This window comes from Arthrobacter sp. BPSS-3, assembly GCF_044628475.1.
Taxonomy (GTDB): domain Bacteria; phylum Actinomycetota; class Actinomycetes; order Actinomycetales; family Micrococcaceae; genus Arthrobacter.
Map to the genome: position 1 here is coordinate 42,068 of NZ_JBIMMV010000005.1, position 13,472 is coordinate 55,539.

Below are 13,472 nucleotides of genomic sequence, written 5' to 3' on the forward strand. Positions count from 1 at the left end.
TGGGGTGGTGGGCTACTTGCAGGTGGCGGTGTCGCCGATGCCGCGCAGGTACGAGCAGAAGTCGTCGACGCCGCTGCCGGTGACGAGCTTGCCCTGCAGCACCCGGGACTCTTCGACCTTTTCGCCGGTGGCTACGGCGTGGCCGATCTTGGCGACTTCCTGGCCAAGCGCGAACGGGGATTCGGCGTTCGTGGCGTACATCTCGCCGCTCTTCACCGCGGCGAGGGCGTCGCCGATGCCGTCGTTTCCGACGATCCTGATGGAGGACAGCAGGCCGCGGGACTTCACGGCCGCCACGGCGCCGAGCGCCATTTCGTCGTTGGCGCCGTAGATGCCGGTGATGCCCGGGTTAGCCTGGAGGATGTTGGTGGTGACGTCCAAGGCCTTGCCGCGGTCGAAGTCCGCGGACTGCACGGCCACAACCTGCACGCCCGGGCATTCCTTCATGCCGGCCTTGAAACCCTGGGACCGGTCGCGAGCGACGCTGGTGCCGAGGAGGCCCTGCAGTTCGGCCACCTTGCCGCTGCCGCCGACTGCTTCGCAGAGGGCTTTCGCGCCGTTTTTGCCGGCCTGGACGGCGTCGTAGCCGATGAACGCGGCCAGTTTGCCCTGGTCCGGTGCGCGGTCGAACGCGACCACGGGGACGTTGGCCTGGTTGGCCTTGACCGTGATCGATCCGCCGGCCTCACTGGAGGTCGGGTCGAGCAGCAGGACGCCGGGCTTCTTCACCAGCGCGGTGGTGGCCTGGTTCAGGGAGGCGGTGTCGTTGTTGTTGGCGTTCTGCACATCCAGGGTCACGCCCAGTTTCGCGGCCTGGTCCTTGGCGCCGTCGCCGACGGAGACGAAGAACGGGTTGTTGAGCGTCGAAATGACCAGGGTGGCGGTTTTCTGCTGGGCTCCGGCGGCGCCGTTGTCCGCGGAACGGACGGCGGTGGTGACGCCGGCGCCGACCACCAGCAGGCCAACCACGGAGAGCATGGCGACCTTCGGAAGCAGGGGCGCTCCGCCGCCGGGGGCGGTCGCGGCGGCCGGAGCGGACGCCTTGGCCGGGCCGGTGCGGAAGATGCGCATCAGCACCCCGGAGTTCCGGTCCACGAAGACGGCCAGCAGGATCACGGCGCCCTTGACGACGCTCTGCAGGAACGGGGAGACGTTGAGCAGGTTCAGGCCGTTGTCGATCATGGCCAGCAGCACGGCGCCGACGAGGGTGCCGAGCAGGGCGCCGCGGCCGCCGGAGAGGCTGGTGCCGCCGATGATGACTGCGGCGATGGCGGCGAGCTCGAGGCCGGTTCCCGCGGTGGGCTGTGCCGTGCCGAGGCGTGCGGTGAGGATAAAGCCGGCAGTGGCGGCAAGGACGCCGGAGATCATAAAGGCGATGATCTTGACCCGGTCCGTGCTGATGCCGGCAAGGCGCGCGGCGTCCGCGTTGTCGCCCGTGGCGTAGAGCTCACGGCCGTAGCGGGTGCGGGCCAGGATGTAGCCGAACAGCACACCGAGGACCAGCATGATCCAGATGGGGGTGGGGATGCCGAGCAGGTTGCCCTGGCCGAGGGCCAGGAACGCGTCGCTGGTGACCTTCACGGGGTTGCCCTGGGAGAACTGCAGGGTCAGCCCGGCGAAGATGGACATCGTCGCGAGCGTGGCGATGAACGAGGGCATCTTCGCCTTGGTGACCAGCACGCCGTTGATCAGGCCGGCCAGTGCGCCGACCGCGAGCCCCGCGGCGAGTCCGGCGACCACACCGTACTGGCTGATGACGCTGGCGGTGGTGATCGCGCTGAAGCCGAGGACCGCGCCGACGGACAGGTCGATTTCGGCGAGGATGATCACGTACGTCTGCCCCGCGGCGATCAAGGCCACCACGGCGGCGGTGAGCAGGACGTTGAGCATGTTGGACGGCTGCAGGAACAGCGGCGTGGCGAAAACGAGCGCTATGGCCACGAAGGCCAGCATCCACACCGCACGCAACTGGTCACTGAAGAGGGATATTTTTTTCATCGGGATACGGTCTCCATTGCGTGTTCCAGGACGGACTGTTGGGTCAGGGCGTGGGAGGTCAGTTCAGCGTTGATGCTGCCTCCGCGCATGACCAGCACCCGGTCCGACATTTCGACTAGTTCGGGAAGGTCTGATGAGACGAGGACGACGGCGACACCCTGGGCGGCGACGTCGTTGATGATGGAGTAGATCTCCGCCTTGGCGCCCACGTCGACGCCGCGTGTGGGTTCTTCCATCAGCAGGATCGCGGGGTTGCCCAGCAGGCAGCGGGCCAGGAGGACCTTCTGCTGGTTGCCGCCGGAGAGGGTTCCGACCGCGTCGTCGATGCTGTTGCACTTGACGCTGAGCCGGGTGGAAATTTCCTGGCACCGGTCCCGCTCCCGCTTGAGGGCCACGATCCCGTTGCGCGTGATGGCGCCCAGGGTGGCCAGCGATTGGTTGTGCGAGATGGGCTGCGCCAGGGTGAGGCCCTCGGCCTGGCGGTCCGGGGTCAGGTAGGCCACTCCGGCGTCCATGGCGTGGCGGGGGGACTTGAGGTTCAGCGGTTTGCCGTCGATGCTGACGGAACCGGCGGCGCTGTCCAGGCCAAAGAGTGCGCGGAGGACATCACCCTTGCCGCTGCCCATCACGCCGCCGATGCCGAGGACTTCCCCGGCCCGGACCTGGAAGGACACCCCGTTGACGCCGGCCGACCGGAGGTCCTGCACGTCCAGCCGGACGCGGTCCGTGGCGTGGTGTTCCTTGGGGTAGAAGTTTTCCACTTCGCCGCCCACCATGGCTGCCACGACGGCGGCCTCGGTCAGGTCCGCGGCGGTTCCGGTCTTGGACACGCGGCCGTCGCGCATCACGACGATGCGGTCGGACAGGGCGAAGACTTCGGGGAGCCGGTGGCTGATGTAGATGATGGCGACGCCGGCGGCCTGGATCTTGCGCACCTGGGCGAACAGGAGTTCGGATTCGCGGTCATCGAGCGCGGCCGTCGGCTCATCGAGGATGAGCAGCTTGACCGAGTGGTTGAGGCAGCGGGCCAGCTGCACCAGCTGTTGCTGGCCGAACGTCAGGCTTCCGACCGGACGCCGGGTGTCGACGTCGATCCCCACCTGGCTCAGCAGCTCGGCGGCACGGGCATGCATCTTGTCCTTGTTGACAAAGAGCTTGCCGAACTCGCCGGTGCCGTCGTGGGCGAAGATGTTGGAGGCGACATCCAGCTGCGGGAACAGGTTGTTCTTCAGCTCCTGGTAGATGACCTGGATGCCGGCGCCCATGGCGTCCTGCGGGCCGCTGAACTTCCGGGCCTCGCCATCGATCGAAATCGAGCCGGAATCGGGCTGGTAGGCGCCGGCGATGATCCGGGTCAGGGTTGATTTTCCCGCCCCGTTTTCGCCGACGAGGGACACGATTTCGCCGGGTTCGATGCTGAGGTCAACACCGCGGAGCACCCGGTTGGGACCGAAGGACTTGGTGATGCCGCTGAGGGTGATTGTCATGTCAGTAGACCACCCCTGCGACGAGGATGACGTTGGCGTAGGGGGTGAATTCGCCGGAGCGGACGGCGGCCCGGGAGTTCCCCGTCCGCTGCTTGAAGTCCGTGTGCGGGACGAGTTCGAGCGGAATGCCGAGGCTGCCGAGCCGTTCCTTGAGGGCCTCGAGGAGTTCCGGGCTGTGCTCGGCGATCTCCGACGCCGCGATGGCGCCTTCCGCCTCGACCTCGGCCAGGACCACGTCCAGGCACTCTAGGAACCGCGGGACGTTGGCAGTCAGGGCGAGGTCGATCCGTTCCACGCCGGCCGGGATGGGCAGGCCGGCGTCGGTGACCACGAGTTCGTCGGTATGGCCCAGTTCCGAGATGACCCGGGCGAGGGCTGCATTGAGGGTACCGCTGTTCTTGCGCATAGTTGCTCCACTGCGTTGTAGAGGGATGGGACGTTGTAGAGAGGTGGGCGTTGTAGAGGGTGGGACGGTCAGCGCGCGGTGGCGGCCTGCCCGGCGAGGAAGTCGTCGATGGCGGCGCGCTGCGGCAGGCTGGGGCTGGCGCCGGCAACGGTGACCGCCAGCGCGCCGCCGGCCATGGCCCGGCGCAGGGATTCGTCCCATTCCAGGCCTTCGGCGAGGGCGCTGCCCAGGACTCCGGCAAAGGCGTCGCCGGCAGCTGTGGTGTCCACCGCGGTGACACGGAACGGCACCTGCAGGGTGGCTTCGGTGCTGTCCGCGGAGGTCCGTTCGACGACGACGGCGCCGGCGCCGGCGAGGGTGACGACGGCGCGGTGCACACCGCGGTCGGTGAACCAGCGTCCCGCCGCGGTGGCGGATTCCTGGTCCGTGACCTCGATCCCGGTGATCAGGCACGCTTCGGTCTCGTTGGGGGTCACGACGTCGACGTGGCGCCAGAAGTCCTCGTCAAGGGCGGCTGCCGGGGCCGGGGCGGGGTCCAAGATGACGGTGATCCCGCGGGCCTTGCAGGCACGGGCCGCTTCGAGGGCCGATTCGTGCGGGATTTCCAGCTGGATCAACGCGACGGCGGCGGGCCGTTCGGAGCGGTCCAGGGATTCCCGGATGTGTTCCGGGCTCAGCCGGGAGTTGGCCAGCGGGATCATCACGATGTCATTTTCGGCCGAGGCGTCCACCCGGATGTGGGCGATTCCGGTGGGGCCTTCCGTGCGCATCACGTGGGTGGTGTCGATGTGTTCCTCGTCCAGGGTTCCCAGGACCAGTTCGCTGAAGGCGTCGTTGCCCACGCTCCCGATCAGGGCGACGTGGCTTCCGGCGCGGGCCGCGGCCAGCGCCTGGTTGGCTCCCTTGCCGCCGAGCACCATGGTGAAGGAGTTTCCGAGCACGGTTTCACCGGGCTGCGGCAGGCGGTCGCTGAAGCTGGTGAGGTCGCAGGTGATGCTGCCGATCACCAGTACGTTCCCGTTTCCGGGCGCAGTTGTTGTCATGGGATTCCTTTAGGGGTCTGGTCAGTGGGAAGCGTCAGTTGGAGGCGGGGGCGGAGCAGGACTGTCTGATGGTCAGGCTGACCGGGAGGACTTTGTGCTCCAGCGCGGGCTGGGCGGGATTGCCGAAGTGCTCAATCCGCGCAAGGAGGAGGTCCGCGGCGGCATGCCCCTCCGCAATGGCGGGCCGCGAAATCACGGTGACCGGTGCCGGCAGCAGTTCCGCGAGGTCGAAGTCGTCGAAGCACAGGAAGGAGAGTTCCCCGGGGATGGACACCCCGGCGGCGTGCAGGGAGAGCAGGGCGCCCTGGGCCATGGTGTTGTTGCCGACGAACAGCGCCGTGATTCCGGTGGGATTCTCGATCAGTTCCTGGGCGGCCCGGCGGCCGAAGTCGCGGCTGAATTCGCCGATTTTGATGGCGTCGGCCGGGATCCGGATGCCGGCGGCGGCCAGGGTTTGCAGGAAGACCTGGTGGCGGACCCGTCCGGGCACGGTGTCCTGGCGTCCGCTGATGATCCCGAAACGGGTGTGCCCGAGGGACAGCAGATAGTCGGCGGCGGCTTTGGCCCCGCTGGCGTTGTCGACGTGGACGAGGTCGAAGCCGGGCTCGGCTCCGGTGGTGCGGTCGATCAGGACTACGGGTTTGTTCAGCCCCGCCAGCATCCTGCGGGTGCGGTCGCCTTCTTCGGCGGGGACAATCGCGACGGCGTCGACGGCGTCGACGAGGTTGGCCAGGAGTTCCGCTTCCGCGCTGAACTGCTCGTCGCTGCTGGCCACGACGATCCGGAATCCCTGCGTCATGGCCCGTTCCTCGATGCCGCGGACAAGGGCGGCGAAGTAGGGGTTGGAGATGTCGGGAACAATCACGGCGATGCTGTGGTGTTTGCCCAGGCGCAGTCCGCGGGCACTGGCGTTGGGCCGGTAGCCAAGATCGGTGATGGCCTGCCGGATCGCCTCCGCGCTGCGAACGTTTTCGCCGGCGAGCATGCGGGAGACGCTGGCAATCGAGACGCCGGCAAGTTTTGCCACGTCATGGATATTCGCCATTGCTGCACTCTCCTTTGAGTCCGCCGGGTTCCGGCCGGTCCGTCGCTTCCTTGACCGGCCGTTGGCGCCGACTGTGAATCTGATCACCCCGGCTTGAAGTACTGTAAACGTTTTCAGTAGCGGACGCAAGGGTGCAATCCTCAATTGGTCAGCGATGGTCTCCGGGATGGGTTACGGAAGATTGACCCCCGTGACGCGATGAGTCGGGCGGGGCGGCGGCCGCCGTCGCCGCCTAGCCTCGGTGGAAGACCGCGGAAAGCGGAGGCGCGCGGTAGCCTGACGGGCAACGGAACTCCGCGGCCGCCAAGCGGCAGCGGAGGCCGCGTGCCTTCGTAGCGGACAATCAGCAATTCGAGAGGAGGCCGCCGCCATGGACGAGCAGTACACCACCGAGCGTGACGGATTCGGCAGGCTCCTGGCGGACAGGCAGGTCTGGCGGCAGGCGACGACCATACCGGCCGCAGGCGAACTCACCGCACGCTGGCTGGAAGGGGCCAGCCAGTACCAGCCCGGAACTTTCAGCCCGGGCATCGACGCCGAGACGGAGGCGATCGCCCCGAAGCTCGCGGCCCTGAACCGGAGCGGCCTTTTCACGAAGGAATCGCAGCCCGGACTCCGGGAGCGCGGCCTGGTCCAGCGGGCCTACGTCACGGGGTTCTGCCTGCCCGAGTCGGCCGGTGCGCTCCTGGACCTCTCCGCCCGCACCGAGCTGGTCACCGTGGGGCACGCGCCGGGCGAAACCAGCCGGGCTTCGATTCCCGTCACCCTGTTGGACGCGGAGATTGTGACCGTGCTGGGCTCGAGCGAGGGCCCTGTCCAGGCGGAACAGCTCACCGACTGGTCGTTAGAGACAAACGAATCTCTGGCCCTGGTGCTGGCAGAGTCCTGGTACGTGGAGATCTTCGACCCCGTGTGGGGCCGGAACGATCTGCTCTTCGACGCCGTCCTGGAGTCCCTGGCGGCCGGCTAGAGGTGACGGTGCGGCAGTGGCTCAGCCGATCCGCGCCGCCTCATCCAGGGTCCGTGCCTCGAAGTGCTCCAGCATGGGGCGGATCGTGGCCAGCCCGTGGGTGAAGGTTTCCGAGCCGCGCCACTGCTCGATTTGCTCCAGCGACTCCCAGGCGCCGGTGCTGATGAAGCGCTGGCGGACGTCCTCGTCGTGCATCAGCACGGCCTGAGCGCCGGGATAGTCCTCCTGCGTCTTCCTGGCCAGGTCCCGCCAGGCCTGAACGAAGTCGTTCTCGCGGCCGGGATGCACCAGCCAGATCCCCAGGCTGTAGACAGACATGGTCCGCCTCCGTTCTCGATGTGGGGCTGATTCCCCCAGCATCGGACTGGACCGGAGGCGCCGGTAGGGCCGGACTGCCCGCCGGCCGCTACCCGATCAGGGCCAGGACTGCTCCGGCGCTGACGGTGCCGCCGGCGTCCGCCCGGACATCGGTGAGGGTCCCGTCCCGGTGGGCGGAGACCTGGGTTTCCATCTTCATCGCCTCGAGGACCACCACGGCGTCGCCGGCGGCGACCTCGGTCCCGGGCTCCACCAGCCACTTCACCACGGTGCCGGCCATGTCGGCGCGGAGTTCGGCCGGATCGGCATCCCCACGGCCGTCGGAGTCGGCAACGTCGTCGCGGGCACTCACGCCGGGCGCAGCGGCGGCGCCGTTCCCGCCGCGCATCCACCCGTCCAGCAGTTCCCCGGGGAGCCCGACGGCGAGGCGCTTGCCGTCCACCTCAACGGTGATGGTGCGGCGCGCGCCCTCGGGTGCGGCCGGGCTGTAGTTGGGGTCGGCCGGGATCCGGTCCGCGAAGTCCGTCTCGATCCAGCGGGTGTGGACGTTCAGGGCGTCGGGGGCGGTGAAGTCCCCGGCGTCGAGGACGGCTCGGTGGAAGGGCAGCACGGTGGCGACGCCGGTGATCTCCAGTTCGGCGAGGGCGCGGCGGGCACGGCGGATGGCTTGCTGCCGGTCCGCGCCGGTGACGATCAGCTTGGCCAGCAGCGAGTCGAACTGCGGTGCCACGATCGAGCCGGCGCGCACCCCGGAATCGAGCCGGATGCCCGGGCCGGTAGGGCCGTTGACACCGGTGACGGTACCGGGCGAGGGCAGAAAGCCGCGGCCCACATCCTCGGCGTTGAGCCGGAATTCGAAGGCGTGGCCATGGGGTGCCGGGTCGCCGTCGAGGCCCAGCGGCTCTCCGGCGGCGATCCGGAACTGCTCCTGCACCAGGTCCACGCCGGTGGTTTCCTCGGTGATCGGGTGCTCCACCTGCAGGCGGGTGTTGACCTCGAGGAAGGCCACGGTCCCGTCGGCCGCGACGAGGAACTCCACGGTGCCGGCTCCGGTGTAGCCGGCCTCCCGGCACACGGCCTTGGCGGCGTCGTAGATCTGCCGGGTCTGCTGTTCGGTCAGGAACGGTGCCGGGGCCTCCTCGACCAGCTTCTGGTGGCGGCGCTGCAGCGAGCAGTCGCGGGTGCCGACGACGGCCACGTTTCCGTGCGTGTCGGCGAGGATCTGGGCCTCGACGTGGCGGGGCCGGTCCAGGTACCGCTCTACGAAGCACTCGCCGCGGCCGAAGGCGGCGACGGCCTCACGGACGGCGGAATCGAAGGCCTCCTCGACCTCGTCGAGGGAGCGGACCACCTTCAGGCCGCGGCCGCCGCCGCCAAAGGCCGCCTTGATGGCCATGGGCAGGCCGTGCTCCTCGGCGAATGCGCGGGCCTCGGCGGCGGATTCCACCGGTCCGTCGCTGCCTGCCACCAGCGGGGCTCCGGCCCGGACCGCCGTCTCGCGGGCGGTGATCTTGTTGCCCAGCAGCAGGATGGCCTCCGGCGACGGCCCGATCCAGGTCAGCCCGGCGTCCAGGACGGCCCGGGCGAAGTCTGCATTTTCGGAGAGGAAGCCGTAGCCGGGGTGGACGGCGTCGGCGCCGGACGAGGCGGCCGCGGCGAGCAGCTTGGGGATGCTCAGGTAGGTCTCGGCCGGCGAGTTGCCGCCGAGCGCGTAGGCCTCGTCGGCGGCGGAGACGTGGAGGGCGTCGGCGTCGACGTCGGCGTACACGGCCACGGAGGCGAGCCCCGCGTCGTCGCAGGCCCGGGCGATGCGGACGGCAATCTCTCCTCGGTTGGCGATCAGGACCTTGCGCATCAGGAACTCACTTCTGTGTCGGAGACTGTGGGGGCGGCGGGCGGTGCCACGGGGGTGCCGGCGTCGTTGTCGCTGGCGCTGTCCCTGTCGGCCCAGCGGAAGCGGATGGTTCCGCCGATCGGGACCTGCCCCGCCCGGTCCAGGTGCGCGTCGACGACGACGGCGATCACCGGGTACCCGCCGGTGACGGGGTGGTCGGCCAGGAAGAGCACGGGCAGTCCCTCGGGCGGGACCTGGAGCGCTCCGGAGACGGTCCCCTCGCTGGCCAGTTCCCCGTCCCGGGTGCGGCGCAGCGGCGTACCATCCAGCCGCATGCCCACGCGGTTGGACTGCGGCTTCACGGTCCACTCCTGGGCGGTGAGGGCGGCCAGGGCGGCCTGGTCGAACCAATCCGAGCGGGGTCCGGGGACGACGTCGAGCACGGTCACGCCCCCATCGGGGAAGTCGGGCTGGATCTCGGGGTGGCCGACCACGCCGGACTCGGCGCTGCAGCCGGCGGCCAGGGCCTGCCCGGCGGCCAGGGGGGCGGGCCCGAGGCCGGCGAGGGTGTCGGTGGAGCGGCTGCCCAGCACCGGCGGGACGTCGACGCCGCCGCGCAGGGCCAGGTAGCTGCGGAACCCGCTGGCGGGGGTGCCGAGGGTCAGGGTCTCGCCGTCGAGCAGCGCGAACGGGGTGGCCATGGGCACGGTCCGGTCGGGCGCCGCGCCGTCGTCACCGGCCGTGATGGTCAGCCCGACGGGGGCACCGGTGACGGCGAGGACCTGGTCGCCCACGGCGCGGACCTGCAATCCCCCGGCCACCGTCTCGATCACGGCGGCGGACGCCGCGTTCCCCACCAGGCGGTTGGCCCGGCGGAGCGAGGCTCGGTCCAGGGCCCCGGCCGCGGAGACGCCCAGGCCGGCGTGGCCGGCGCGGCCCAGATCCTGGATCAGGCTCTGCAGCCCGGGCGAAATGATGCGAAGTCCGGAGGAGGCTTCCTGCGCCGGTGCGTCTGCGGCAACGTCTGCGGCCGGTGCGGATTCGGGGGTGATGTCCAGGCTTTCCCGGACCGCGCGGAACTGGATCCGCTGGCCGGGGACGGCGAGGGCGGGCTGGTCCCGGCCCAGGTCCCACATCCGGGCCGTGGTGTGTCCGATCAGCTGCCAGCCCCCGGGTGAACGGCGCGGGTAGACGGCGGAGAAGGTGCCGGCCAGGGCGACGGCCCCGGCGGGGACGGCGGTGCGGGGTGAGCTGCGGCGCGGCACTTCCAGGGCGGTGTCTTCACCCAGCAGGTAGCCGAAGCCGGGGGCGAACCCGGCGAAGGCCACGGTCCAGAGTTGGCCGGTGTGGGCGGCCACGACACCGTCGGGGCCCAGCCCGGTCAGCCGGGCCACCTCGGCGAGGTCTTCGCCGTCGTACACGGTGTCGATGAACACCAGGCCGCCGTCGCGCTGGACCGGGGCGGTGAGGTCGAGTTCCGGGAGGGTGGCGGCGATGCGGCGGGCGGAGGCCGGGGAGTCGGCGGTGACCAGGACCGTCCGCGCGGCGGCCAGCACGTCCACCTGGCCGGGCAGCGGGTGTTCCTGGAGCAGGGCCTGGAGGGCCAGGACGTCTCCGGTGCCGGCGAGTTCGGCGAGGACCGCGCGGGTCCCGGCCGGGCGGACGCCGGCCACCCGGCCCGTTCCGGCCTGCAGTGCCTCCCCCGTTGTCTGGGTCATCACGGGCCTAGACAAACGGGGCGGTGCCGATGCCGGCGTCGTTGAGGGCGGCGCGGACGGCAGCCGACATGGCCACGGCTCCGGGTGAATCGCCGTGGACGCAGATGCTTTCGGCGCGGATCTTCAGGATTGAGCCGTCGATCGCGCGGACGGCGGAGTCCGTGGCCATCCGGAGGACGTGTTCGGTGACCTCGGCGGGGTCGTGCAGGACGGCGTCCCGGCGGGTGCGCGACACCAGGGTTCCGTCGGGGTTGTAGGCGCGGTCGGCGAAGGCCTCGGTGACGGCCCGGAGACCGGCGGCCTCGGCCAGGCGCAGGACCTCGGAGCCGGGCAGTCCCAGGATCGGCAGGCCTGGGTCTACCGACTTCACGGCGTCGACGACGGCCTTCGCCTGGGCGGTGTGCGAGACGATCGCGTTGTAGAGGCCGCCGTGGGGCTTGACGTAGGTGACCTTGCCGCCTTCCGCGGCGGCGAGGGCCTGCAGCGCGCCGATTTGGTAGACGACGTCGTCCGCGAGTTCGCCCGGGTCGATGTCCACGAAGCGGCGGCCGAAGCCGGCCAGGTCGCGGTAGCCGACGTGCGCGCCGATGGTGACCCCGGCGGCGACGGCGTGCCGGCAGGTCTGGCGGATCACGCTGGGGTCGCCGGCGTGGAAGCCGCAGGCGACGTTGGCGCTGGAGACGGAGCGGAACATGGCGGCGTCGTCGCCGAGGCTCCAGCGCCCGTAGGATTCGCCGACGTCGCTGTTCAGGTCAATGGTGTTCAGCCCGGTGGTGGCCATGTGTGATCCTCGTCTCAAGGTTGCTTCCTACCTAGGATGCACCATGAACGAGGATTGTTCAACAATTTTCTGTGCGGGTTAGCGCTTTCCCTTTTTGCGGGAGCCCTTGCCACGGCCCTTGTCCGGGTTCGGGGCGTAGCGTTGGGCGACCTTGGGCTGCTTCACCGCCGGTCCGCGGCGGTCCGGCTTGGGCGCCCGCTTGGGCTTCTCCTGCTGGGCGGAGGGCTGCCGGGAGCTGGCGGCGGTCCGTCCTCGGACGATTCCGATGAACTCCTCGATCACCTCGTCCGTGGACTCGCTGGGCCAGGCCAGGGCGATCTGCGTGACGGGAGCTCCGGTGAGACGGCGGGCGACGGTGTCCTTGACGTTGAAGTGCCGCGCCACGGACATCGGCAGGAACACCAGCCCGGCGCCGGAGGCCACCACCTGCAGGGCGGGTTCGGCACCGCCGAGGTCGGCGACGTCCAGGAACGTCTCGGCGGACAGGTCCTCCAGCGCCACCTCCTCGAAGAGGGAGATTTCGTGGCCCTTGGGCGCCACCACGACGGGCTGTTCCTCGTAGAGCGGGATGACACTGAGGCCCTCGCGGTCCACCGGCAGGCGGACGAAGCTCAGGTCCGCGGAGCCGTCGCGCAGGACGGCGAGCTGGGCGGCGTCGTCGGTCATGAAGGAGCCCAGCGGCACGTCCGGCATCCGTTCCTCCCAGCGACGGATCCATTTGCCGGGCGTCACCCCGGCCACGTAGGCGAAGCGCAGCTCCCGGGGCTGGGGCGCGGACTCGTCATGGGGCTGGGTGGTTTCTTCTGCTGCGGGCACAGCTTCACAGTACCGCCCGGGCCTCCGGCGCGCGGGGGCGGCACCGGGGTCTATCCCGGCGTCGCTCCCGGGAGTGGGTGCATTGGTGCCCCGCGGGCGCGCCGACCGATACCCTTTAACCATGACCTCTGCAAACTCCCAGTCCATGAAGCCGGCCACCGTTGCCAAGAAACTTGGCATCTACCTGCCCGCCACGCCCCAGGAGTTCCAGGATTCGGTCGTTACCCGTGAGGAGTTCGCCGAGCTCCAGGCCAATCCGCCGGAGTGGCTGGCCGAACTGCGCCGCAACGGCCCGCACCCGCGTCCCGTCGTCGCGCAGAAGCTCAACGTCTCGATCAGCGGCCTGGCCCGCGGCGGCGTCGAGGAGGCGCTGACGACGGCGGAGATCACCGCGCTGCTGCAGGCCCCCCCGGCCTGGCTGGTATCCGAGCGCGCCACCCACGCCGCCGTCCGCGCCGAGGCGCAACGGGTCAAGGACGAAGCGGCGAAGAAGGCCGCCAAGAAGGCCCGCACCGAGTAGGACCTCCGCCGGAGGAGACAGCCCGTCTCAGTCCTGGTGCAGCTGGACGTAGTTCCCGCAGCCGTCATCGAGGATGGCCGTGGTGCCGCCGGGACCGTCGGAGGGCTCGGTCAGGAACATGACGCCCTTGGCCGTGAGCCGCTCGTACTCCGCCCGCACATCCGGCACCCCGAACACGATCGCGGGCAGCCCGGCGTCGTGCACGGCGTTCATGTAGGAGGCGCCGATCGGGTTGTCGCTGGGTTCCAGCAGGAGGCCCACCGTGGCCGCACCCTCCGGGTCCTTGATGATGTAGAGATTGTGCTCCGGCATGGCCATCATGGTCTCGAAGCCGAGGATGCCGGTGTAGAACTCGTGGGCCGCGGCCGGGTCCTTGACATGGATACTGCACATTTTCAGTCGCATGGGCCCTAGGCTACGCGGCGGCCGCCGCCCTGGGAACGGGTGCGAGCGGCCCCACTGGGGACTTTGCGCCATTGACGGCCCGGCCCGGATGACCTGCAATGGAAGGAGCGGAACGCACCCGCCCGGGGGTT

At 69.8% G+C, this 13,472-nt stretch carries 13 protein-coding genes; 2 read left to right on the forward strand and 11 right to left on the reverse strand.

Annotated features, from left to right (window positions below; translation table 11 throughout):
- Positions 1-12: 12 nt before the first annotated feature.
- The 5 genes from ACFVY3_RS09425 to ACFVY3_RS09445 form a co-directional block, all read right to left on the reverse strand.
- Positions 13-1,998 (reverse strand): substrate-binding domain-containing protein, encoded by a 1,986-nt coding sequence (locus tag ACFVY3_RS09425; RefSeq protein WP_400159533.1) that lies wholly within the window; start codon positions 1,996-1,998, stop codon positions 13-15.
- On the reverse strand, positions 1,995-3,485 hold the full coding sequence (locus ACFVY3_RS09430; protein ID WP_400159534.1) for a sugar ABC transporter ATP-binding protein: 1,491 nt from the start codon (positions 3,483-3,485) through the stop codon (positions 1,995-1,997). Before ACFVY3_RS09430 ends, ACFVY3_RS09425 begins: the two co-directional genes overlap by 4 nt.
- Position 3,486: 1 nt before the next feature.
- Positions 3,487-3,891 (reverse strand): D-ribose pyranase, encoded by a 405-nt coding sequence (gene rbsD / locus ACFVY3_RS09435; RefSeq protein WP_400159535.1) that lies wholly within the window; start codon positions 3,889-3,891, stop codon positions 3,487-3,489.
- A gap of 68 nt (positions 3,892-3,959) precedes the next feature.
- On the reverse strand, positions 3,960-4,934 hold the full coding sequence (locus ACFVY3_RS09440; RefSeq protein ID WP_400159536.1) for a ribokinase: 975 nt from the start codon (positions 4,932-4,934) through the stop codon (positions 3,960-3,962).
- Between the two features lie 34 nt (positions 4,935-4,968).
- Entirely contained in the window at positions 4,969-5,979 is a 1,011-nt protein-coding gene (locus ACFVY3_RS09445) for a LacI family DNA-binding transcriptional regulator (RefSeq protein ID WP_400159537.1), read from the reverse strand.
- 370 nt (positions 5,980-6,349) lie between these two features.
- Between ACFVY3_RS09445 and ACFVY3_RS09450 the strand changes: the two genes are divergently transcribed.
- On the forward strand, positions 6,350-6,949 hold the full coding sequence (locus ACFVY3_RS09450; RefSeq protein ID WP_400159538.1) for a DUF6919 domain-containing protein: 600 nt from the start codon (positions 6,350-6,352) through the stop codon (positions 6,947-6,949).
- Between the two features lie 21 nt (positions 6,950-6,970).
- Here the strand turns inward: ACFVY3_RS09450 and ACFVY3_RS09455 are convergent, their stop codons facing one another.
- The 5 genes from ACFVY3_RS09455 to ACFVY3_RS09475 all read right to left on the reverse strand — a co-directional run bounded on the left by ACFVY3_RS09455 (position 6,971) and on the right by ACFVY3_RS09475 (position 12,416).
- Positions 6,971-7,267 (reverse strand): antibiotic biosynthesis monooxygenase family protein, encoded by a 297-nt coding sequence (locus ACFVY3_RS09455; protein ID WP_400159539.1) that lies wholly within the window; start codon positions 7,265-7,267, stop codon positions 6,971-6,973.
- Between the two features lie 88 nt (positions 7,268-7,355).
- A complete protein-coding gene (locus ACFVY3_RS09460; RefSeq protein ID WP_400159540.1) occupies positions 7,356-9,122 on the reverse strand; it encodes an acetyl/propionyl/methylcrotonyl-CoA carboxylase subunit alpha in 1,767 nt (588 codons plus the stop codon).
- Positions 9,122-10,819 (reverse strand): 5-oxoprolinase/urea amidolyase family protein, encoded by a 1,698-nt coding sequence (locus ACFVY3_RS09465; protein WP_400159541.1) that lies wholly within the window; start codon positions 10,817-10,819, stop codon positions 9,122-9,124. The genes ACFVY3_RS09460 and ACFVY3_RS09465 overlap by 1 nt, the downstream gene beginning before the upstream one ends.
- A 7-nt stretch (positions 10,820-10,826) precedes the next feature.
- Positions 10,827-11,585 (reverse strand): LamB/YcsF family protein, encoded by a 759-nt coding sequence (locus ACFVY3_RS09470; RefSeq protein ID WP_400159660.1) that lies wholly within the window; start codon positions 11,583-11,585, stop codon positions 10,827-10,829.
- A gap of 93 nt (positions 11,586-11,678) precedes the next feature.
- Positions 11,679-12,416: a LysR family transcriptional regulator substrate-binding protein gene (locus tag ACFVY3_RS09475; protein ID WP_400159542.1), complete on the reverse strand. Its 738-nt coding sequence runs from the start codon at positions 12,414-12,416 to the stop codon at positions 11,679-11,681.
- Between the two features lie 121 nt (positions 12,417-12,537).
- On the opposite strand from ACFVY3_RS09475, the gene ACFVY3_RS09480 reads away from it, so the two are divergent.
- Positions 12,538-12,936: a DUF5997 family protein gene (locus tag ACFVY3_RS09480; protein ID WP_400159543.1), complete on the forward strand. Its 399-nt coding sequence runs from the start codon at positions 12,538-12,540 to the stop codon at positions 12,934-12,936.
- Between the two features lie 27 nt (positions 12,937-12,963).
- Here ACFVY3_RS09480 and ACFVY3_RS09485 read toward each other — a convergent pair whose 3' ends face one another.
- The gene (locus ACFVY3_RS09485) at positions 12,964-13,341 is read right to left on the reverse strand and encodes a VOC family protein (protein ID WP_400159544.1); all 378 of its coding nucleotides are present in this window, start codon (positions 13,339-13,341) and stop codon (positions 12,964-12,966) included.
- Positions 13,342-13,472 lie beyond the last annotated feature (131 nt).